This window comes from Pseudoxanthomonas sp. J31 (assembly GCF_000510725.1).
Taxonomy (GTDB): domain Bacteria; phylum Pseudomonadota; class Gammaproteobacteria; order Xanthomonadales; family Xanthomonadaceae; genus Pseudoxanthomonas.
Genome location: NZ_KI783312.1, coordinates 158323 through 178727 on the forward strand (window position 1 = coordinate 158323; position 20405 = coordinate 178727).

General features: G+C 71.8%; 16 protein-coding genes. 2 read left to right on the forward strand and 14 right to left on the reverse strand.

Going from position 1 to position 20405, the window contains the following annotated elements; all coding sequences use genetic code 11:
• Nucleotides 1-5 precede the first annotated feature (5 nt).
• The 7 genes from PSEJ31_RS0114920 to PSEJ31_RS0114950 all read right to left on the reverse strand — a co-directional run bounded on the left by PSEJ31_RS0114920 (nucleotide 6) and on the right by PSEJ31_RS0114950 (nucleotide 6945).
• Complete coding sequence (locus PSEJ31_RS0114920) at nucleotides 6-926, reverse strand: DUF58 domain-containing protein (protein WP_019397026.1); 921 nt, start codon at nucleotides 924-926, stop codon at nucleotides 6-8.
• Nucleotides 923-1936, reverse strand: a complete 1014-nt coding sequence (locus tag PSEJ31_RS0114925) for a MoxR family ATPase (RefSeq protein ID WP_019397027.1) — start codon at nucleotides 1934-1936, stop codon at nucleotides 923-925. The genes PSEJ31_RS0114920 and PSEJ31_RS0114925 overlap by 4 nt, the downstream gene beginning before the upstream one ends.
• A gap of 111 nt (nucleotides 1937-2047) precedes the next feature.
• A complete protein-coding gene (locus PSEJ31_RS0114930; protein WP_028915914.1) occupies nucleotides 2048-3913 on the reverse strand; it encodes a type IV pilus secretin PilQ family protein in 1866 nt (621 codons plus the stop codon).
• A 15-nt stretch (nucleotides 3914-3928) separates the two neighbouring features.
• Complete coding sequence (locus PSEJ31_RS0114935) at nucleotides 3929-4447, reverse strand: pilus assembly protein PilP (RefSeq protein ID WP_232207870.1); 519 nt, start codon at nucleotides 4445-4447, stop codon at nucleotides 3929-3931.
• 31 nt (nucleotides 4448-4478) lie between these two features.
• A complete protein-coding gene (locus tag PSEJ31_RS0114940; protein ID WP_019397030.1) occupies nucleotides 4479-5135 on the reverse strand; it encodes a type 4a pilus biogenesis protein PilO in 657 nt (218 codons plus the stop codon).
• Nucleotides 5132-5887: a PilN domain-containing protein gene (locus PSEJ31_RS0114945; protein ID WP_019397031.1), complete on the reverse strand. Its 756-nt coding sequence runs from the start codon at nucleotides 5885-5887 to the stop codon at nucleotides 5132-5134. Before PSEJ31_RS0114945 ends, PSEJ31_RS0114940 begins: the two co-directional genes overlap by 4 nt.
• Nucleotides 5887-6945, reverse strand: coding sequence for a pilus assembly protein PilM (locus tag PSEJ31_RS0114950; protein ID WP_019397032.1), 1059 nt, complete (start codon nucleotides 6943-6945; stop codon nucleotides 5887-5889). The genes PSEJ31_RS0114945 and PSEJ31_RS0114950 overlap by 1 nt, the downstream gene beginning before the upstream one ends.
• 214 nt (nucleotides 6946-7159) lie before the next feature.
• On the opposite strand from PSEJ31_RS0114950, the gene PSEJ31_RS0114955 reads away from it, so the two are divergent.
• Nucleotides 7160-9598, forward strand: a complete 2439-nt coding sequence (locus PSEJ31_RS0114955) for a penicillin-binding protein 1A (protein ID WP_028915915.1) — start codon at nucleotides 7160-7162, stop codon at nucleotides 9596-9598.
• 77 nt (nucleotides 9599-9675) lie between these two features.
• The gene (locus tag PSEJ31_RS0114960; protein WP_028915916.1) at nucleotides 9676-10296 is read left to right on the forward strand and encodes a hypothetical protein; all 621 of its coding nucleotides are present in this window, start codon (nucleotides 9676-9678) and stop codon (nucleotides 10294-10296) included.
• A gap of 67 nt (nucleotides 10297-10363) precedes the next feature.
• Here PSEJ31_RS0114960 and PSEJ31_RS0114965 read toward each other — a convergent pair whose 3' ends face one another.
• The 7 genes from PSEJ31_RS0114965 to PSEJ31_RS0114995 form a co-directional block, all read right to left on the reverse strand.
• Nucleotides 10364-11653 (reverse strand): citrate synthase, encoded by a 1290-nt coding sequence (locus PSEJ31_RS0114965; protein WP_028915917.1) that lies wholly within the window; start codon nucleotides 11651-11653, stop codon nucleotides 10364-10366.
• Nucleotides 11654-11925: 272 nt separating this feature from the next.
• Nucleotides 11926-12174, reverse strand: a complete 249-nt coding sequence (locus PSEJ31_RS0114970; protein WP_028915918.1) for a type B 50S ribosomal protein L31 — start codon at nucleotides 12172-12174, stop codon at nucleotides 11926-11928.
• Between the two features lie 97 nt (nucleotides 12175-12271).
• On the reverse strand, nucleotides 12272-13213 hold the full coding sequence (locus tag PSEJ31_RS0114975) for a nucleoside hydrolase (RefSeq protein WP_028915919.1): 942 nt from the start codon (nucleotides 13211-13213) through the stop codon (nucleotides 12272-12274).
• 78 nt (nucleotides 13214-13291) lie between these two features.
• Nucleotides 13292-15424 carry an ATP-dependent DNA helicase RecG gene (gene recG, locus PSEJ31_RS0114980; RefSeq protein ID WP_028915920.1) on the reverse strand — a complete coding sequence of 711 codons (2133 nt, stop codon included), beginning with the start codon at nucleotides 15422-15424 and terminating at the stop codon, nucleotides 13292-13294.
• A gap of 10 nt (nucleotides 15425-15434) precedes the next feature.
• Nucleotides 15435-15815, reverse strand: a complete 381-nt coding sequence (locus tag PSEJ31_RS0114985) for a RidA family protein (RefSeq protein WP_019399241.1) — start codon at nucleotides 15813-15815, stop codon at nucleotides 15435-15437.
• A gap of 81 nt (nucleotides 15816-15896) precedes the next feature.
• Complete coding sequence (locus tag PSEJ31_RS0114990) at nucleotides 15897-18068, reverse strand: bifunctional (p)ppGpp synthetase/guanosine-3',5'-bis(diphosphate) 3'-pyrophosphohydrolase (RefSeq protein ID WP_028915921.1); 2172 nt, start codon at nucleotides 18066-18068, stop codon at nucleotides 15897-15899.
• Between the two features lie 82 nt (nucleotides 18069-18150).
• The gene (locus tag PSEJ31_RS0114995; protein WP_232211038.1) at nucleotides 18151-20334 is read right to left on the reverse strand and encodes a bifunctional (p)ppGpp synthetase/guanosine-3',5'-bis(diphosphate) 3'-pyrophosphohydrolase; all 2184 of its coding nucleotides are present in this window, start codon (nucleotides 20332-20334) and stop codon (nucleotides 18151-18153) included.
• Nucleotides 20335-20405: the final 71 nt, after the last annotated feature.

Here is a 20405-nt window from a genome sequence, read left to right on the forward strand (position 1 = left end):
GGCGGTCATGCCTCGCCCGGCGCGGATCGCGACGGCTGCATCCAGTCGCTGGCCGCCGCATCGGTGGCCAGGCAGTGCACGCGCCAACCATGGGCCGGCAGCGTGCGTGCCAGCACCTCGGCCGACAACACCAGCGCCGCATGCCACTGCGCCCGCGCCTGTTCGCGCTGCAGCGGCAGGTGCAGGCGCCGCCCGCCCGCCTCCACCGCCAGCGCGCGCTGCGGCGGCGTGGTTTCCAGTGCGTCCTGCAGCAGCACCAGGTCGGCCTCGTGGTGGCGGCCCAGCGCGGCCCAGCGCTGCAGTGGCACCCGCGCGGCGGCCTGCGGATCGGCCAGCACCACCACGCGTGCGCCCGGACGCAGCAGGCGCTGGGCATGTTCCAGGGCCAGTTCCAGCCCGGCATCGTCCTGCGGCGGTTGCGCGTACCAGCGCACCAGCGCCTCCAGCACCCGCATCACCCCGCGCATGCCGGCCGCCGGCGGGATGGCCGCCTCGCCGCCGCGCAGGGCCGCGATGCGGTCGCCGGCGCGCAGTGCGGCCCAGGCCGCCACTGCGCCGGCACGCGCGGCCTGCACCGACTTGAAGCGCACCCGGGTGCCGAAGTACAGCGCCGGCGAGGTGTCGGCCACCAGCAGGGCCAGGCGCTCGCGCTCGGCCTGGAACAGCTTGGTGTGGGCGCGGCCGGTGCGCGCGGTCAGGCGCCAGTCCATGCGCCGCACGTCGTCGCCGGCCACATATTCGCGTGACTCGGCGTACTCCATGCCGCGCCCGCGCAGGCTCGAGGGCGCGGCGGCGCGCAGGCCGGCGCGGCCGACCCCGGGCGTGCCCGCACGCGGGATTTCATGGCGCAGCGCGACCAGTTCCTCCAGCCGCGGCGCGAGGCCTTCGCCGGCCGCCTCCTGGCGCGGACGCGCCACCACGTTCATGGCGGCGGCACCTGCTCCAGCAGCGCCGCCACCAGGCGATCGCCGTCCCAGCCCTCGGCCAGGGCCTCGTAGCTGGGCAGCACGCGGTGGCGCAGCACGTCCGGGGCGACGGCGCGGATGTCCTCGGGGGTGAGGTAGTCGCGCCCGGCCAGCCAGGCGCGGGCACGGGCGCAGCGCTCCAGCGCGATGGAGCCACGCGGGCTGGCACCCCAGGCGATGCGCCGGGCCAGCGCCGGGTCGTAGCGGCCGGCATCGCGCGAGGCCAGCACCAGTTCCACCAGGTAGCGCTCCAGCGCCGGGGCCATGTGCAGCCCCAGCACCTGCTCGCGCGCGGCGAACACCACCGCCTGCGGCATGCGCGCCGGCGCGGCCGCCGGCGCGTGCAGTTCGCTGCGCGCCTGGGTGCGGGCCAGGCGCAGGATCTCGGTCTCCATCGCCGCGTCCGGGTAGCCGATGCGCACGTGCATCAGGAACCGGTCCAGCTGCGCCTCCGGCAGCGGGAAGGTGCCTTCCTGCTCGATCGGGTTCTGGGTGGCCATCACCAGGAACAGCCGCGGCAGCGGGTAGGTCCGCCGGCCCACGGTGACCTGGCGCTCGCCCATGGCCTCCAGCAGCGCCGACTGCACCTTGGCCGGGGCGCGGTTGATCTCGTCGGCCAGCAGCAGCGGGTGGAACACCGGCCCGGGCTGGAACTCGAAGCGTGCCTCCTGCGGGCGCCAGATCTCGGTGCCGGTGAGGTCGGCCGGCAGCAGGTCCGGGGTGAACTGGACGCGGGCGAAGTCCGCCTCCAGGTGCGCGGCCAGGGTGCGGATGGCGGTGGTCTTGGCCAGGCCGGGCGCACCCTCCACCAGCAGGTGGCCGTCGGCCAGCAGCGCGATCAGCAGGCGCTCGACCAGCGCGTCCTGGCCGACGATGCTCGCCGCCAGGCTCTCGCGCAGGCGCAGGAAGGCCGCGTGCGCGGCGTCGGTGGCACCGGGCTGGCCGGCCGGTTCGGCGTTGGGATTGTCCATGCCCCGATTCTGACCGATCCGGGCGCGGCCTGGTTCCATCGCCGCCGCTCCGGCGCCGGAAACGGGAACGGGGCCCGTGGGCCCCGTTCCGTTCGTGCCAGAGGGCGGCCGTCAGGCGCGCTTCTCGACCCGCATGACCTTCGGGGTCAGGAAGATCAGCAGCTCGGCCTTCTCCTTCAGGCGGCTCTTCTTCTTGAAGAGGTTGCCCAGGAAGGGCACGTCGCCCAGGAACGGCACCTTGGACACGCTGTTGCTGTCGGTGAACTCGTAGACGCCGCCGATGACCACGGTCTGGCCGTCGTCCACCAGCACCGCGGTGTTGATCTCGCGGGTGGCGATCTCCGGCACCTGGCCGATCGAGGTGTCGATGTACTGCAGGATCTCGTCCTTCAGCACGTTGACCACCATGAACACGCGGTTGTCGCTGGTGATGGTCGGGGTGACCTTCAGCTCCAGGACCACGTCCTTGAACTGCACGTTCGGGGTGGCCACGCCCTGGGTGCCGCCGCCGGTCAGGGTCACGTAGCCGACCTCGCGGCCCTGGCGGATCACCGCCTCGCGCTGGTTGGAGGTGACCACGCGCGGGTTGGACAGCACCTCGCCGCGGCCTTCCTGCTGCAGCGCGCTCAGCTCCAGGTCCAGCGCGAAGTTGTTGCCCAGCAGGGTGTAGGCCAGGGCGCCGGCGTTCTCGGGCGAGGCCGGCAGGTTCACGTTGAGGTCGCCGGGGACGGTGACGCCGCCGTTGACGATGCCCGCGGTCTCGCCCAGCGACCCGCCGATGGCGGCGGTGTTGTTGCCGCTGCGGCGGCCCTGCACGCCGAAGCGCGCGCCCAGGTCGCGGGCGAAGGTGTCGGTGGCGATGACGATGCGGCTCTCGATCAGCACCTGGTCGACCGGACGGTCGATCACGTTGATCAGCTCGCGCATCTGCGCGACCTTCTTCGGGATGTCGCTGACCATCAGGGTGTTGGTGCGCTCGTCGGCGACCAGGCGGCCGCGCGAGGACAGGAAGCCATTCTCGCGGTTGCCGCCGTCGCCGCCGGAGCCGCCGCCCACGCCGCGGGCCTCGGTCAGCGCCTTGAAGATGGCGCCGGCCGAGTGGTAGTTGATCTGGATGTAGTCGGTGACCAGGTCGACGCGGTTCTCCAGGTCGATGCGGGCGTCCTCGCGGGCCTTCTCGAACGCGGCCAGCTCCGGCTGCGGCGCCACCCAGATCACGTTGCCGTCGCGGCGCTTGTCCAGGCCCTTGGCGCGCAGGACGATGTCCAGCGCCTGGTCCCACGGCACGTGCACCAGGCGCAGGGTCACGTTGCCCTGCACGGTGTCGGAGGCGACGATGTTGAGGTTGGACTCCTCGGCGATCAGCTGCAGGACGGTGCGCACCGGCACGTCCTGGAAGTTGAAGGTCACCGGGCGGCCGGAATAGGCGCGGCCGGCGACCTTGGCCTGGGCGCTGGCCAGGCTCTCGCTGTTGACCGCGCCGACCGCCGGGGCGCTGGCGCGCGGGGCGATCTCGACCACGTACTCGTTGCCGGTCTGGTAGGCCAGCGACTCGTACTCGCCGCGGGTAGCCAGCACCAGCTGCGCGCCGCCAGCGTACGGGCGGGCGTCGATGCGCTGCACCGGGGTGGCGAAGTCGGTGACGTTCAGCGGACGCTGCAGCTCGGCCGGCAGCACCGCGTTGGCGACGTCGACCACGACGCTGCCGTCCTGGGTGCGCAGGTCCGGGGCCACGCCCTCGCCGTCGAAGCGCAGGACCAGGCGCCCGGCGCCGCCGTCGCCGCGCTTGAAATCGATGTGGGAAACGCTGGCCTTGGCCGCCGTCCCCGTGGCGGCAGCGGCCGGCTGCGCGGAGGCCGCCGGGTTGGCGGCGAAGCCGGTGGTGGCGGCGAGGGCCAGCGCCAGCCCGAGTGCACAGGCCCTGAAGGTCGCCGGGTGCCGCGGCTTGCACAGACTCCGGTCGTTGGAAAAGGTCATCGTGCTATCCCCTAATCATTGATCTTCGAGCGCGATCGAGGCCGGACGCTCCAGCCATCCCCCCGCGCCATCCGGCACCAGCTCGACCAGCTCGACCCGGTCCTCGTACACCCCGACCACGCGGCCGTCGTTCTGCCCCATGTAGGTCCCCGGCCGGACGCGGTGGGTGACCTTGTCCGGCGCCATCACCAGCGCGAGCAGGCCGGGGCCCTGGCCGATCGTGCCGACCATGTCCAGGCTGTCCAGCGGGAACTGCTCGAGCGGCTGCTTGGGCCGGTTCGGGTCGGGACGCAGGCCGGCTCCCCCTTCCGGGTTCCGCCAGGCGTCGCTGAACGGGTCGCGCATGTCCTGCGCGGCGTACTCGAAGGTCTCGAACTGCTGCATCACCGGCAGCGGTTCCAGCGGCGGCGCCGGGCGCGCGCGCACGTCGGCGACCCACCGCTCCAGGTTGGGCGCCTCGCCCGGCGTGCTGGTGATCCCGCGGCCGCAGGCGCCCAGTCCCAGGACCAGGGCCGCCAGGCCGCACGTGCGCACGCACATCCCCAAGAAACGACTGGCGTGCATCTCAGCGACCTCCCGCGTTTGCATTCGCGCCCTCGACGTCGGAAATCTCGTTCTCGTCGAGGTAGCGGTACGTCTTGACCGTGCCGGAAAGCTCCAGCGCGCCGGTGCGGCTGACGCCGCCGCCGCGCTCCATCGGCTTGAGCGAGATGTCGTGCATGGTCAGGATCACCACCCGCGGCAGCGAGGCCACGCCGCTGACGAAGGCGCCGAACTGGTGGTAGTTGCCCACCATGCGCAGCCTGATCGGCTTCTCGGCGTAGAACTCGCGCGGCATCTCGTCAAGCGGCTGGAACAGCTCGTTGGACAGGCCGCTGGACAGCGCGGTCTGGGAGATGTCGACGATGAGGTCGGGCATCTCGGTCTTGCTGGGCAGCTGGCGCAGCATCTGCTGCAGCACCTGCTCCATCTGCGCCAGCTGCTGGCGCAGCGGCTCCAGGTTGGCGGCGCGGCCCTGTTCGCGCTCGAACTCCTGGCGCAGGGAGGCCTCCTCGCTCTCCAGGCCCAGCAGCTCGTCGCGCTTGCCGCTGATCAGGGCGAACCAGGCCACCGCCATGATGATGATCGCGACCAGCACGCAGAACACCACCTTGGCCTGCTGCGGCCAGGAGCCGATGTTGTTGAAGTCGAGTTCGCTGAGCTTGACCTTCTTCTTGCTCATGACGCCGGTCCTCCCGCGGCGTTGGCCGCCGGCTTGTTCCCCTGGTCCACGGCCGCCTCGGCGGCCTCGCCGGCCGGCTGCGCCGCGTCGGCCGCGGCCGGGTCCGCGGCGGCGGCCGCCGCCTCGGCCTCGGCCTGCGCGGCCAGCGCCTCCGGATCGATTGCCTGCCCGCCGTTCGCGTCGGCGCCGGGGTTGGCGAGCTGGACCTTCAGGGTGAAGTCGTACGGCAGCGAGCGGGCGCCACTGGTCATCGGCGCCTTGTTGTCCTTGCGCGCCTCGATGATCGACAGGTCCGGCTTGGTCATCCAGCCGGAGGTCTCGAGGTTGCGCATGTAGTTGGAGACGCGCGCGTTGGACTGCGCGGTGCCCTGCAGGGTCAGGATGTTGCCTTCCTGCTTGAGCGCGGTCAGGACCACGCCGTCGGGGATGGTGCGCACCAGCGAATCGAACAGGTGGACCATCTGCGAGCGGTTGGCCTGCAGCTCCTCGATCACGGCCTTGCGGTCCAGCAGCCGCTTCTTCTTCTTGTCGAGCTCGGCGATTTCCTTGTTCTGCTCCTTGACCTTCCCGATCTCGGCGCGCAGGAAGTCGTTGCGCTGGTGCTGGCCGCTGACTTCCATGTCGTAGTGGAACCACACCAGGATCGACAGCAGGATGCCGCCCAGGGCGGCGGCGCCGAGCATGGCCTGGAACTCGCGCTGGCGCTGCTTGCGGCGCTCGGCGCGCCACGGCAAGAGGTTGATGCGTGCCATCAGTCGAAGCTCCTCAGGGCCAGGCCGGTGGCGATCATCAGTGCCGGCGCGTCCTGGGCCAGCGCGTGCGCCTGCACGCGCGGCCCGAGGGTCATCTGCGCCAACGGGTTGGCGACCTGGGTCGGCACGCCCAGCTGCTCCTCGACCATCTCCGGCAGCCCGGCGATGGAGGCGCAGCCGCCGGCCAGCACGATCTGGTCGACGCGGTTGAACTCGCTGCCGGCGTAGAAGAACTGCAGCAGGCGGCTGACCTGCTGCACGGCCGCTTCCTTGAACGGCTCCAGGACCTCCAGCTCGTAGGTCTCCGGCAGCCCGCCCTGGCGCTTGGCCTGGCCGGCTTCCTCGTAGGTCAGGCCGTAGCGGCGCATCACCTCGTCGGTGAGCTGCTTGCCGCCGAACAGTTGTTCGCGGCTGTACAGGCTGCGGCCGCCGCGCAGGACGTTGAGCGTGGTCATGGTCGCGCCGATGTCGATCAGGGCGACCACGCCGTCGCGGCCGACCGGCAGGTCGTCGGCGATCAGGGCGAACGCGTTCTCGACCGCGAAGGCCTCCACGTCCATCACCTTGGCGGTCAGCCCACCGAGCTCCAGCGCCGACTGGCGCAGCTCGACGTTCTCCGAGCGCGAGGCGGCCAGCAGGACCTGGACGGTCTCGGGGTTGTTCGGCATCGGGCCGAGCACCTCGAAGTCCAGGTTCACTTCCTCGATCGGGTACGGGATGTAGTTGACCGCCTCGAACTCGACCTGGGCCTCCAGTTCGTCCTCGTCAAGGTCGGCCGGCATCGGGATCACCTTGGTGATCACCGCCGCGCCGGCGACCGCCGCGGCGGCGTTCCTGGCCTTGGTGCCGGAACGGGTGACGGCGCGCCGGATGGCCTCGCCCACCGCCTCGACCTCGACGATGTTCTTCTCCACCACCGCGTTCGGTGGCAGCGGTTCGACTGCGTAGTGTTCGACGCGGTAACGGTTGCCGCTGCGCGACAGCTGCAGCAGCTTGACCGCAGTCGAGCTGATGTCGACGCCGATCAGCGGCGACTGGCTTTTCGGGATGAGCCCCACGGTTTCTCCCCTGCCGACGGGCACTTGGACGCAACTGCTGTGCCCGCGCATTAAAAATGGCCTTTTCAGGCTTGGCAACCCTCCCGCGGCAATGGGTCGCTCGACCCGCTACCGGCTGTCTGGCTGCCTGACCTGGTTCCCCAAGGATGCCCCCCCGGCGGCATCCTGCGCTCATCTATACTCTGCGGCCGCGAAATCTGCAATCGGAACCGTGATGCCCCGTCTCCGCCGCGTGCTCCGCTGGGCCCTGGTCGCCACCGCCGGCCTGGCCCTGGCCGGGCTTGTCGTCCTGGCCCTGCTCTACCGGAGCATCGCGGCCGACCTGCCCGACGTCTCCGCCCTGCGCCAGATCGAGCTGCAGGAGCCGCTGTACGTGCATACCGCCGACGGCAAGCTGATGGCGGTGTTCGGCGAGGCCCGGCGCTACCCGGTGACCATCGACCAGGTGCCGCTGCGCCTGCGCCAGGCGTTCCTGGCGATCGAGGACGCGCGCTTCTACGAGCACGGCGGCGTCGACTACAAGGGCACCGCGCGCGCCATCTGGCTGATGCTCACCACCCGCAGCCTCAAGGTCCCCGGCGGCTCCACCATCACCCAGCAGGTGGCGCGCCAGGTCTACCTGAGCCCGGAGGTCAAGCTCAAGCGCAAGGCCGCGGAAATGCTGTTGGCCATGCGCATGGAGCGGGAGCTGAGCAAGGACGAGATCCTGGCCCTGTACCTCAACAAGAGCTTCTTCGGCAACCGCGCCTACGGCGTGGCCGCGGCCGCCGAGTTCTACTACGGCAAGAAGCTGGACGAGCTGGACCTGGACGAGATGGCCTCGCTGGCCGGCATCCCCAAGTTCCCCTCCTCCGGCAACCCGCTCAACAACCCCGAGCGCGCGAAGATCCGCCGCGACTACATCCTCGACCGCATGGCCGAGCTGGGCTTCGTCAGCGCGGCCGAGGCCGCCCAGGCCAAGGCCGTGCCGATGCACGCCGGCGCCCACGAGCCGCCGCTGGAGGCCTCGGCGCCGTACGTGGCCGAGATGGTCCGCCAGGAGATGATCGAGCGCTACGGCCCGGAGGCCCTGACCCAGGGCTACCGCGTCACCACCACCATCGACTCCGCGTTCCAGGCGGCGGCGGACAAGGCGGTGCGCGACGGCCTGCGCCTGTACGACCACCGCCACGGCTGGCACGGGGTGGAGCGCCACGTCGAGCTCCCCGCCGATGCCGACGACGCGGCGCTGGCGCGCGAGCTGCGCGGCACCGCGGCGCAGGCCGACCTGCTGCCTGCGATCGTGGCCGCCACCGCCGCCGACGGCAGCGCCGAGGTGGTGCTGGCCGATGGCAGCCGCGCCACCCTGGCCGCCGGTTCGGCGCGCTGGACGAACAAGAACCCGGCCGCCCTGCTCAAGCGCGGCGACGTGGTGCGGGTACGCCAGGACGGCGACGCCGGCCTGGTCCTGGACCAGGTGCCGCGCGGCCAGGCCGCGCTGGTGTCGCTGGACGCCAACACCGGCGCGTTGCGCGCCCTGGTCGGCGGCTACAGCTTCTCCGGCAACAAGTTCAACCGCGCCACCCAGGCCCGGCGCCAGCCCGGCTCCAGCTTCAAGCCGTTCGTGTACGCGGCCGCGTTCGAGAAGGGCTTCAACCCGGCCTCGATCGTGCTCGACGCCCCGGTCGTGTTCCGCGACCGCCGCGGCAAGACCTGGTCGCCGCAGAACGACGACGGCGGCTTCCGCGGCCCAATGCGCCTGCGCGAGGCCCTGGTGCAGTCGCGCAACCTGGTCTCGGTGCGCATGCTCGACGCCATCGGCGTGGACTTCGCCCGCACCTACATCACCCAGTTCGGCTTCGACGAGGCGGAACTGCCGCCCAACCTGTCGATGTCGCTGGGCACCGCCTCGCTGACCCCGCTGTCGGTGGCGCGCGGCTACGCGGTGTTCGCCAACGGCGGCTCGCGGGTGGATCCGTGGTTCATCGACGAGGTCCGCGACCGCGACGGCAAGGTCATCTTCAAGGCCGAGCCGGCGGTGGCCTGCCGCGGCTGCGGCGGCGGTTCGGCCTCCGCCGCGGCGCCGCAGGTGGTGGACGGCTTCAACTTCGGCGCGCTGCCCGCGCCGGGCCAGGCACAGGCGCAGCCGGCGCCGGCGCGCGAGGCCCTGCCGCAGCCGCCGGCCGGCAAGATCGCGCCGCGGGCGATCGACGAGCGCACCGCCTACCAGCTGGTGTCGATGATGCGCGACGTGGTCCTGCGCGGCACCGGCACCGCGGCCCGGGTGCTGGGCCGCGAGGACGTCGGCGGCAAGACCGGCTCCACCAACGACCACCGCGACGCCTGGTTCTCCGGCTTCGGCGGCAACCTGGCCACCACGGTCTGGGTCGGCCGCGACGACTTCAAGTCACTGGGCTACCGCGAGTATGGCGGCAAGGCCGCGCTGCCGATCTGGATCGACTACATGAAGGTGGCGCTGGAGGGCCAGCCGGTGACGCCGAACGAGCCGCCGGAGGGCATGGTCAAGGTCCATGTCGACGGCTCCGGGCGGGTTTCGACCTTCGGCGAAGGCCTGGCCGAGTACATCAAGGTCGAGGACCTGGAGCGGTTGCAGAACAACCTCGACTACCTGGCGCCGGAGCACATGGACGAAGAGGCGTTCGACATCTTCTGAACGCCCGCGCGGCGCCGTGACCGCACCGTCACCGCGCTGCGCTACAGTCGTTCCCAGGTTCTGACGGGGGAATCGCCATGGGCCGCGCGCGCCAGCATGCGGAAGCCAGGCAGGGCGAACGCCGCCGCCGGCTCGCCAACGAGGCGGCGCGGCTGATGGCCGAGAGCGGCATCCGCGACTACAACCAGGCCCGGCGCAAGGCCGCCAGCCGCCTGGGCATCCACGACGAGGCCTCGCTGCCGCGCAACCAGGAGATCGAGGAGGCGCTGCGCGAGTACCAGCGCATCTTCCTCGGCCCGGCGCAGGCCGACGCGGTGCGGGTGCGGCGCGAGGCCGCGGCCCGCGCCATGGAGTTCTTCGCCGCCTTCCAGCCGCGCCTGGTGGGCCCGGTGCTGGACGGCACCGCCGACGCCGGCTCGCCGGTGGCCCTGCACCTGCACGCGGACGACCCGGAGGCGGTGGCCCGCTTCCTGGCCGAGCACCGGATCCCGGCCGAGCCGCGCGGGCGCCGCGTGCGCCTGGACCGCCGCCGCGAGCTGCAGGTCACCGCCTGGCTGTTCGAGGCCGAGGACCTGGCCTTCGAGCTGACCGTGCTGCCTGGCGCGGTGCTGCGCCAGGCGCCGCTGTCGGCGCTGGACGAGCGGCCGATGCCGCGCGCCTCGCTGGCCCAGGTGCGCGGCCTGCTGGCCGGCGGCTGAGCCGGCGGCCGCGCAAAAGGAAACGCCCCGCGGGTGCGGGGCGTTCCTGGTCGCGCTACGGCGCCGCTCAGCGCTGGGCGAACGGCTTGTAGTCGCGCACGTCCGAACCGGTGTAGATCTGGCGCGGACGGCCGATCTTCGCCTCCGGGTCGACCTGCTGCTCCAGCCAGTGCGACACCCAGCCGGCGGTGCGGCCGATGGCGAACATGACGGTGAACATCTCGGTCGGGATCTTCAGCGCCTTGTAGATGATGCCGCTGTAGAAGTCGACGTTCGGGTACAGCTTGCGCTGGATGAAGTACTCGTCCTTCAGCGCGGCCTCTTCCAGCTTCATGGCCACTTCCAGCAGCGGGTCGTTGACGCCCAGCTCGCCCAGCACCTTGTGGGTCATCTCGCGGATGATCTTGGCGCGCGGGTCGAAGTTCTTGTACACGCGGTGGCCGAAGCCCATCAGGCGGAAGCCCGAGTTCTTGTCCTTCGCCTTGGCGATGGCGGTGTCGACCTTGTCCGGGGTACCGATCTCCTCGAGCATCTTCAGCACCGCCTCGTTGGCGCCGCCGTGCGCGGGGCCCCACAGCGCGGTGATGCCCGCCGCCACCGAGGCGTACGGGTTGGCGCCGGTCGAGCCGACCAGGCGCACGGTCGAGGTCGAGGCGTTCTGCTCGTGGTCGGCGTGCAGGATGAACAGCAGGTCCAGCGCCTTGGCCACGACCGGGTTCAGCTCCAGCGGCTCGCTCGGCACCTCGAACATCATGTGCAGGAAGCGGCTGACGTAGTCGAGGTTGTTGCGCGGGTAGCGGATCGGCCAGCCGATCGAGTAGCGGTAGGCGGCGGCGGCCAGGGTCGGCATCTTCGCCAGCAGGCGGATGGCGGCCAGGCGGCGCTGCTCCGGATCGTTCAGGTCCAGGGTGTCGTGGTAGAACGCCGACAGCGACGCCACGGTGCCGGCCAGCATGGCCATCGGGTGCGCGTCGTAGTTGAAGCCCTGCAGGAAGTTCTTCAGCGACTCATGCATCATCGTGTGATGCGTGACCTCGTGCTCGAACTTCTTGAACTCGGCCTCGGTCGGCAGCTCGCCGTTCATCAGCAGGTAGGCCACCTCCAGGAAGCTGGAGTGCTCGGCCAGCTGCTCGATCGGGTAGCCGCGGTACAGCAGCACGCCCTTGTCGCCATCGATGTAGGTGATGGCCGACTTGCAGCTGGCAGTGGCGGTGAAACCGGAGTCGTAGGTGAAAAGGCCGGTTTCCTTCGTCAGCTTCGAGATGTCGATGCAGCCGTTGCCCAGGGTCGGCTTGAGCACCGGCAGGGTCACCGACTTGTCGCCGGCATTCAACGTGACCTGGTCGAGATTGGACACGGTGTGCGCTCCTCTTTGGGGTAAGCGCGATCCTTCGCGCGGGAGCGCAAGGGTCGCGGTAGGGGGGTCCGTGGCGGCACGCCGCGGAACGCCGGGATTATCGCATACCCATACGCCCCGGTCCGCTGGACGGAAGTCGTAGAAGCCGGGCGCAGGCGGCACGCTCCGTCCCATCGCGGCAAAACGCGCGCACGACGAAGCGGCCGCACGAGTGCGGCCGCTCCATCTGCATCACATCGGCCGGGTCGCCGCCGGTGGCGGCGCGCCCGGGATCAGCGCGCGTAGCGGCGCTGGAACTTGTCGATGCGGCCGCTGGTGTCCACGACCTTGTGCTTGCCGGTGTAGAACGGGTGCGAGGCCGAGGAGATTTCGATCTTGACCAGCGGGTACTCGTTACCATCTTCCCACTTGACCGACTCCTTGGCGGTGGCGGCCAGGGTCGAACGGGTCAGGAACTTGAAGTCGGAGGTGACGTCGTGGAAGACGACTTCGCGGTACTCGGGATGGATGTCGGCCTTCATGGCGGCGCACCGTAGGCTGTAGCGGACTGAGCCCGGTATTCTAGCGGCTCGCCCCCGGCTGGTGCAAGCCGGGGGAAGGTCGCGGAACCCGCCCGGCTCAGCCGGCGGCCAGGGCCGCCCGCACCCGGGCGTCGAACCGGGCCTGGTCGTAACGCAGCAGGATCCGCGCATTGTCCGGGGCGCCGGTCTGGCGGTTCCAGTCCACCGCGGTCAGGCCGCGGGTCAACCGGCCTTCGGTCTCCACCGCCACCGGACGCTCGGCCGTCTCCAGCGCACCGTCCGGCTCCAGGGCCCAGGCCATGGCCAGCGCGTCGGCCGAATGCCAGTGGTCGCCGCGGCGGTCCTCGGACCAGAGCCGGGTCTGGCGCGAGATCGCGTCGTAGAACCTCGCGCGCGGGGAGTCGGCGGCCAGCCACTTCTCCACCTCGCGGTGGTGGAAGCCATGGGCCAGGGTGGCCTCCCAGTCGGCCAGGTCGTACTTCGGGAAACCGGACAACACCACGTGCGCGGCCTCCGGGTCGAAGCCGACGTTGAACTCGGCCACCGGGGTGATGTTGCCGTGGGCGCTGACCGCGCCGCCCATCACCACCAGCCGCGCCACGCGCTGCGGCAGGGTCGGGTCCAGGCGCAGGGCCAGGGCCAGGTTGGTCAGCGGCCCGAGCGCGACCAGCACCAGGCGCCCGGCGTGCTCGTGCGACAGGCGCAGGATCGCCAGCGCCGCGTGCTCGTCCTCGGCCTGGCCGGCCGGGTCGGGATAGCCGACGTCGCCGAAGCCATCGCGGCCGTGCACATGGGCCGCGTCCTCGCGCGGGGCGTGCACCAGCGGGCGGTCGCAGCCGGCGAACACCGGCACCTGCAGCTGGCCGGCGACCTCGCGCAGCTTCAACGCGTTGCGCACCGTGTGCTGCAGGCCGACGTTGCCGGCGGCGATGGTCAGGCCCACTACCTCGTGGCGCGGGTCGTTGAAGGCCATCAGCAGGGCAAGCGCGTCGTCGACGCCGGGGTCGGTGTCGATCAGCAGCGGGATACGGTCGCTCATCGTGTTCTCCATGAGAGGGCCGCGCAGTGTCGCGCCGCCGCGCGCGCAGGGCAATGCCGGGGGAACACGCGTGCGATGTCAGGCGCCGGCGTAGCGCGCCGCTCCGCCGACCCAGCGCGCGATCACGCGGTCGGCGGTCTCCGGCGCGGAGGCAAGCAGGCGGTCGGCGAGCTGGTGGACCTTCGGCAGCAGGTCGGCGTCGCGCGCCAGGTCGGCGATGCGGAACGCGGCCAGGCCGGTCTGGCGCGTGCCCAGCAGTTCGCCGGGGCCGCGCAGCTTCAGGTCTTCCTCGGCGATCACGAAGCCGTCGCCGGTCCGGCGCAGCACGTCCAGGCGCTGGCGCGCCATCGCCGACAGCGGCGGCTGGTACAGCAGCACGCAGGTCGAGGCCGCCGCGCCGCGCCCCACCCGGCCGCGCAGCTGGTGCAGCTGGGCCAGGCCCAGGCGCTCGGCGTTCTCGATGATCATCAGCGAGGCATTGGGCACGTCCACGCCGACCTCGATCACGGTGGTGGCCACCAGCAGGTCGGTCTGGCCGTCCTTGAACGCGCGCATCGCCGCCTGCTTCTGCGAGGCCTTCATGCGGCCGTGGACCAGGCCCACGCGCACGCCCGGCAGCTGCGCGGTCAACTGCTCGAAGGTGCGCTCGGCCGCCTGCGCCTGCAGCCCCGGGCCCTGGCCGTTGCCGGCGTCCTCGGCCTCCTCGATCAGGGTGCAGACCCAGTACACCTGGCGGCCCTCGGTGCAGGCCACGCGGATGCGCTCGACCAGTTCCGGGCGGCGGTCGGCACTGACCGCCACGGTCTGCACCGGGGTGCGGCCGGGCGGCAATTCGTCGATCGCCGACACATCCAGGTCGGCGTAGGCGGTCATCGCCAGGGTGCGCGGGATCGGAGTGGCGGTCATCACCAGCTGGTGCGGCACGTGGCCGTGGGCCGGGCCCTTGTCGCGCAGCGCCAGGCGCTGCTGCACGCCGAAGCGGTGCTGCTCGTCCACGATCACCAGCACCAGGTCGTGGAAGGCCACGCCCTCCTGCATCAGCGCATGGGTACCGACCACCACCTGGGCGGCGCCTGAGGCTACGTCGGCCAGCGCCGCCGCGCGCGCCTTGCCGGTGACCTTGCCTGCCAGCCAGGCGACGCGGATGCCCAGCGGCTCCAGCCAGGCGCGCAGGTTGGCCAGGTGCTGCTCGGCCAGCAGCTCGGTAGGCGCGGCCAGCGCGACCTGGCCGCCACGCTCCACCGCCAGGGTCGCGGCCAGCGCCGCGACCACGGTCTTGCCCGAGCCGACGTCGCCCTGCACCAGCCGCTGCATCGGGCTGGGGCCGGCCAGGTCGGCGCGGATCTGTTCGAACACCCGGCGCTGTGCCCCGGTCAGGGCGAACGGCAGGCTTGCCTGCAGCCGCCGCGCCAGCTCGCCGGGGCCGTCCAGGGCGCGGGCGCGCAGCTGCTGCTGCGCCAGCCGCTGCCGGCGCAGGCCCAGGTGGTGGGCCAGCAGCTCCTCCAGCGCCAACCGGCGCTGCGCCGGATGGGTTCCGGCGGCCAGCGCCGCCAGGTCCTCGCCGGGCGCCGGCCGGTGCAGCACCAACAGCGATTCACGCAACCCCGGCAGGCCGGCCAGGCCGGGCATGCCCGGCGGCAGCAGTTCCAGCGCCTCGGCCGGCGGCAACCGCTCCAGCGCCTGCGCGATCAGCTTGCGAAGGGTTGCCGGCCCCACGCCCTCGATCGCGGGATAGACCGGGTCCAGGGTGTCGCCCAGGCCCGGATCCTCGTCCGGCGCCAGGATCCGGTAGCTGGGATGGACCATCTCCAGCCCGTGCTGGCCGGGCCGCGGCGTGCCGAAGCAGCGCAGGCGCACGCCCGGGCGGAACTGCGCCACCTGCGCGGCGCGGAAATGGAAGAAGCGCAGCACCAGGGTGCGGCGCGAGCCGTCGCCCACCGCCACCCGCAGCACCGGACGGTAGCGGAAGCCGCGCTCGACCGCCTCGACCGTGCCTTCGACCTGGGCCGGCTCGCCGGGACGCAGGTCGGCGATCCCGGTCAGGCGGGTACGGTCCTCGTAGCGCAGCGGCAGCCAGAACCACAGGTCCTGGACCGTGGCCAGCCCGCGCGCGGCCAGGCTCCCGGCGAGCCGGGCGCCTACGCCGCGCAGGGACGCCAGCGGCGTGGCGCCCTGCCCTGCCAGCGCTGGCGCGGGGACCCGGGGTGCCACGCCTGCGCGGTCAGTCCAGCACCATCACCGCGTCGGCCTCGAACGCCACGCCCTTGGGCAGCGCGGCCACGCCGATGGTGGAACGGGCCGGGTACGGCGCGGTGAAGTACTGCTGCATCACCGCGTTGACCGCGGCGAACTGGGACAAGTCGGTCAGGTACAGGCCCAGGCGCACGATCCGGTCCAGCGAACCGCCGGCCGCCTCGGCCACCGCCTTGAGGTTCTCGAACACCTGCCGCGCCTGTGCCTCGATGCCGCCCTCGACCACCTCGCCGGTGGCCGGCACCAGCGGGATCTGGCCGGAGAAATACACCGTGTTGCCGCTGCGCACGGCCTGCGAGTAGGGGCCGATGGCGGCCGGGGCGTGGTCGGTGTGGACGATCTGCAGCATGGGGGCGGATTCCCGGGTGGTGTAGGACAGGGGCGGATTCTAGCGTCCCGCGCCGCCGCCGGCCCGGGGTGGCGGCGGCCGCTACTGGCGGCGCACGCCCTGGACGACGTTGAGCCGGCGCAGGCGGCGGATGACCTCGGCCAGGTGGGTGCGGTCGCGCACCTGGATGGCGAAGCGCAGCTGCGCGGCGTTCATGTCGCGGTCCAGGTAGTCCACCCGCTCGATGTTGGACTGGCTCTGCGCCACCGCCGCGGCCAGCTGCGCCAGCACGCCGGTGTGGTTCTCCACGTCCACGATCAGCGAGGTGTCGTAGTCGCCGGTGACGTTCGGGTCCCAGTCGATCGGCACCCAGCGTTCGGGCGACTTGCGGAACTCGGCCAGGTTCGGGCAGTCCAGGCGGTGCACCACCACGCCCTTGCCGGAGGTGTGGTAGCCCATGATCTCGTCGCCGGGTATCGGCTGGCAGCAGTTGGCGAAGCTGACCACCCCGCCCTCGGTGCCGTTGATCAGGATCTTCTCCTGCGAGTGCTTGGACTGGGCGCCGCCGCGCAGCTCGGCATAGGCCATCAGCGCCTGCGCCGCCTGGCTGGGCATCCAGTTGCCCAGCGCCACCTCGGCCAGGAACGCCTCCAGGCGCGGGAAGCGGTGCTCGGCCAGGAACGACTCCAGGCGCTTGGCCGGCAGGCGCTCCAGCGAGCTGCCCATCGCCTCCAGCGCGCGGTCGAGCATGCGGTGGCCCAGCTGCACCGCGTCCTCGTGCTCCAGCTGCTTGAGCTGGTGGCGGATGGAGGTGCGCGCCTTGCTGGTGACCACGAACTCCAGCCACTGCGGCTTGGGCGCGGCCGACTTGGCGGTGATGATCTCCACGGTCTGGCCGCTGGAGAGCTTGGTCTTCAGCGGCACCAGCTTCTTGTCCACGCGTGCGGCCACGGCCTGGTTGCCGACGTCGGTGTGCACCGCGTAGGCGAAGTCCAGGGCGGTGGAGTTGCGCGGCAGGGCCAGGATCCGGCCCTTGGGGGTGAACAGGTAGACCTCGTCCGGGAACAGGTCGATCTTGACGTTCTCCAGGAACTCCAGCGACGAGCCGGCGGCGCGCTGCGACTCGATCAGCTCCACGATCCATGCGTGGGCGCGGCTCTGCGCGCTGTTGGGGCTGTCGCCGCCGTGCTTGTAGGTCCAGTGCGCGGCGATGCCGCGCTCGGCGATCAGGTCCATCTCCTCGGTGCGGATCTGCACCTCGATCGGCGAGCCGTAGGGGCCGAACAGCACCGTGTGCAGCGACTGGTAGCCGTTGGCCTTGGGGATGGCGATGAAGTCGCGGAAGCGCCCGTCCAGCGGCTTGAACTGGGCGTGCACCGCGCCGAGGGCGTGGTAGCAGTCGGCCACCGAGCGCACCACCACGCGGAAGCCGAACACGTCCATCACCTGGTCGAAGCTTTTGCCCTCGCTGCGCATCTTGTTGTAGATGCTCCAGGGGGTCTTGATCCGGCTGACCAGGCGGTGCTCCAGGCCTTCGCGGGCCAGGCCCTGCGACAGCTGCACCTCGACCTGGGCCATCGACTCGCGGCGCACCACCGGCTGGCTGCGGATGTGCTTCTCGATGATCGCGTGGCGCCACGGATGCAGGGCGCGGAAGCCGAGGTTCTGCAGCTCGGACTTGACCAGGCTCATGCCCAGGCGCTGCGCGATCGGGGCGTAGATCTCCAGGGTCTCGCGCGCGATCCGCGCCCGCGCCTCGCGGCTCTGCGCGCCCAGGGTGCGCATGTTGTGCAGGCGGTCGGCCAGCTTGATCATGATCACGCGCAGGTCGCGCGACATGGCCAGCAGCATCTTGCGGAAACTCTCGGCCGCCGCCTCCTGGCGGTCGCGGAACTTGAGCTTGTCCAGCTTGGTGACGCCGTCGACCAGCTCGGCCACGTCCTCGCCGAACTGCGCCGCCAGCTCCTCGCGGGTCAGCGGCGTGTCCTCGATGGTGTCGTGCAGGATCGCCGCGACCAGGGTCTCCACGTCCAGGCCGAGCTCGGCCAGGACCGTGGCCACCGCCACCGGATGGGTGATGTAGGGCTCGCCGGACTTGCGGGTCTGCCCGGCATGGGCCGCGGCGCCCACCCGCCAGGCCTCGCGCAGCAGCGGCAGCTGCTCGACCGGCAGGTAGGAAGCGGCGCGCTCCAGCTCGAGGACGTAGTCGGGGACCGGCTCGCCGGTGGCCGGCGGCGCGCCCGCGACTGCCTGTGCTGAAGTGCCTGGGTTCATGCGCAAAAGCCTATGCCAGCGGGCTGTCGGCGGCAAACCTTGCGGCGCCCGCGGCGACGTGCATCCGCCCCGTTTCCGCGCCTCAACCGAGCCTCCACGCCCGCTCCACGCCCGGCAGCGCGTCCAGCTTGCCCAGCAGGGTGGCCAGCTGGCCGTAATCGTTCACCCGCAGGCGCAGGCGCAGCTGCAGGCGGCCGTCGGCGTGCAGGTCCGAGCGGATGTCGGCCACGTGCGCGTCCTCCTGGGCGATCAGGGTGGTCACGTCCTTCAGCAGCCACTTGCGGTCCACCGCCCGCACCGCCACGTCGACCTCGTAGCCGCTGCCGCCGGAGCCCCATTCCACCGGCAGCACCCGCTGCGGCTGGGCCGCGGCCAGGCGGGCGAAGGAAGCGCATTCGGCGCGGTGCACGGTCACGCCACGGCTGCGGGTGAGGTAGCCGGTGATCGGCTCGCCCGGCACCGGCTGGCAGCAGCGCGCCAGCTGCACCAGCAGGTTGCCCACGCCCTCCACGGTGAAGCCCGGGCGTGGCCTGGCGCGCGCCTGGCGGCTGGCCGGGCGCGGCGGCAGCGCCGGCGCGGCCTGGCTGGCGGCGGCTTCGGCCGCGCGCTCCAGTTCGTGCAGCGCGCGCCCGATCTGGTGCGGGCCGACGTCGCCAAGAGCGACCTGGATGTACAGGTCGTCGACCGTCTCGGCGTGGAACTTCTTCGCCACCGGGGCCAAGTCGGCGGACTGCAGGCCCAGGCGCTTGAGCTCGCGCTCGAGCATCTCGCGGCCAGCCTGGACGTTGCGCGAGCGGTCCAGCTTGTGGAACCAGGCGCGGACCTTGTCGCGCGAGCGGCCGCTGGCCAGGTAGCCGTTGGCCGGCAGCAGCCAGTCGCGCTTGGGGTCCGGCTCCTTGCCGGTCAGGATCTCGACCTTGTCGCCGCTGCGCAGGCGGTAGCCCAGCGGCACGATGCGGCCGTTGACCTTGGCCCCGCGGTAGCGGTGCCCGACCATGGTGTGCACGTGGTAGGCGAAGTCCAGCGGGGTGGAGCCGCGCGGCAGGTCGATCACCTCGCCCTTGGGGGTCAGCGCGTAGACCCGCTCCTCCACCAGCTCGGCGTCCAGCGCCACGGCCAGGCCCTCGTCGCGGTTCTCCGAGGCCTGCTCCAGCAGCTGCCGCATCCACGCGATCTTGCGCTCGAACGCGCGGCCGGCGCCCTTGCCGGCCGCGCTGCCGCCGGTCTCCTTGTAGCGCCAGTGCGCGGCCACGCCCAGCTCGGCCTGCTCGTGCATCTCGCGGGTGCGGATCTGCACCTCCAGCGTGCGTCCCTCCGGACCGACCACCGCGGTGTGCAGCGAACTGTAGCCGTTGGGCTTGGGCCGGGCGATGTAGTCGTCGAACTCCCCCGGCACCGGCACCCACAGCGAATGGACCACGCCCAGGGCGGCGTAGCAGGCGGCCACGTCGGCCACCATCACCCGCACCGCGCGCAGGTCGTAGAGCTTGTCCAGCGGCAGCTGCTTCTTCTGCATCTTCCGCCAGATGCTGTAGATGTGCTTGGGCCGGCCGCTGATCTCCGCGGCCAGCCCGTGCACGGCCAGGGCCCGGCCCAGCTGGGCCTTGACCGATTCGATGTAGCGCTCGCGGTCGGCGCGGCTTTCGTCCAGCTCGTGGGCGATGCGGCGGTAGGTGTCCGGCTCCAGCGCCCGGAACGCCAGGTCCTCCAGTTCCCACTTCAGTTGCCAGATGCCCAGGCGGTTGGCCAGGGGGGCGTGGATGTCGCGGGTCAGCTGCGCCAGCGCGCGCTGCTCCTCGCCCGGCAGGTCCTGGGCGGCGCGCATCCGCGCCAGCTGCCGCGACAGCAGCACCGGCACCACGCGCAGGTCCTGGATGATCGCCAGCAGCAGCCGGCGCAGGCCCTCGCCGTTGCGCCCGGCCTCGCGCCCGGCGTGCAGGGCCCAGACCTGGTCGGCCGCGTCCTGGCCGTCGAGCAGGCCGGTCACCGCCGGCCACTGCGCGCATACCCTGGCGGCCACCACCGCACGCAGCCCCGGCAGGTCGTACAGCAGGGCGGCGGCCAGCGCCGGCTCGTCGGCGTCCAGGGCGACCAGGTTGCGCAGGGTATCGGCGATCACCGGCCACGGCAGCGAGGCCTGGTGCCCGGTGCCCTCGGCGTCCCATGCCTGCAGCAGCAGCTCGCGCAGGCTGGCCGGCAACCGGGACGCGGCCGGGTCCCGCAGCAGGGCATGCAATCCGTCGATGGAGGGGCGCGACAAGGCCATTCCGGCGCGTGGGGTTGTGCCTACACTATCGATCAATGCACCGCGCCAACAAGCCGGCCCCGCCATGGACG

Coding starts and splice junctions, on each gene's coding strand:
- PSEJ31_RS0114975 (WP_028915919.1), bottom strand. CDS start 13,213: ATGAGCGACCGTATCCCGCTGCTGATCGACACCGACCCCGGCGTCGAC.
- PSEJ31_RS0114920 (WP_019397026.1), bottom strand. CDS start 926: ATGAACGTGGTGGCGCGTCCGCGCCAGGAGGCGGCCGGCGAAGGCCTC.
- PSEJ31_RS0114945 (WP_019397031.1), bottom strand. CDS start 5,887: ATGGCACGCATCAACCTCTTGCCGTGGCGCGCCGAGCGCCGCAAGCAG.
- PSEJ31_RS0114995 (WP_232211038.1), bottom strand. CDS start 20,334: ATGGCCTTGTCGCGCCCCTCCATCGACGGATTGCATGCCCTGCTGCGG.
- PSEJ31_RS0114960 (WP_028915916.1), top strand. CDS start 9,676: ATGGGCCGCGCGCGCCAGCATGCGGAAGCCAGGCAGGGCGAACGCCGC.
- PSEJ31_RS0114930 (WP_028915914.1), bottom strand. CDS start 3,913: ATGACCTTTTCCAACGACCGGAGTCTGTGCAAGCCGCGGCACCCGGCG.
- PSEJ31_RS0114955 (WP_028915915.1), top strand. CDS start 7,160: ATGCCCCGTCTCCGCCGCGTGCTCCGCTGGGCCCTGGTCGCCACCGCC.
- PSEJ31_RS0114970 (WP_028915918.1), bottom strand. CDS start 12,174: ATGAAGGCCGACATCCATCCCGAGTACCGCGAAGTCGTCTTCCACGAC.
- PSEJ31_RS0114940 (WP_019397030.1), bottom strand. CDS start 5,135: ATGAGCAAGAAGAAGGTCAAGCTCAGCGAACTCGACTTCAACAACATC.
- PSEJ31_RS0114990 (WP_028915921.1), bottom strand. CDS start 18,068: ATGAACCCAGGCACTTCAGCACAGGCAGTCGCGGGCGCGCCGCCGGCC.
- PSEJ31_RS0114985 (WP_019399241.1), bottom strand. CDS start 15,815: ATGCTGCAGATCGTCCACACCGACCACGCCCCGGCCGCCATCGGCCCC.
- PSEJ31_RS0114925 (WP_019397027.1), bottom strand. CDS start 1,936: ATGGACAATCCCAACGCCGAACCGGCCGGCCAGCCCGGTGCCACCGAC.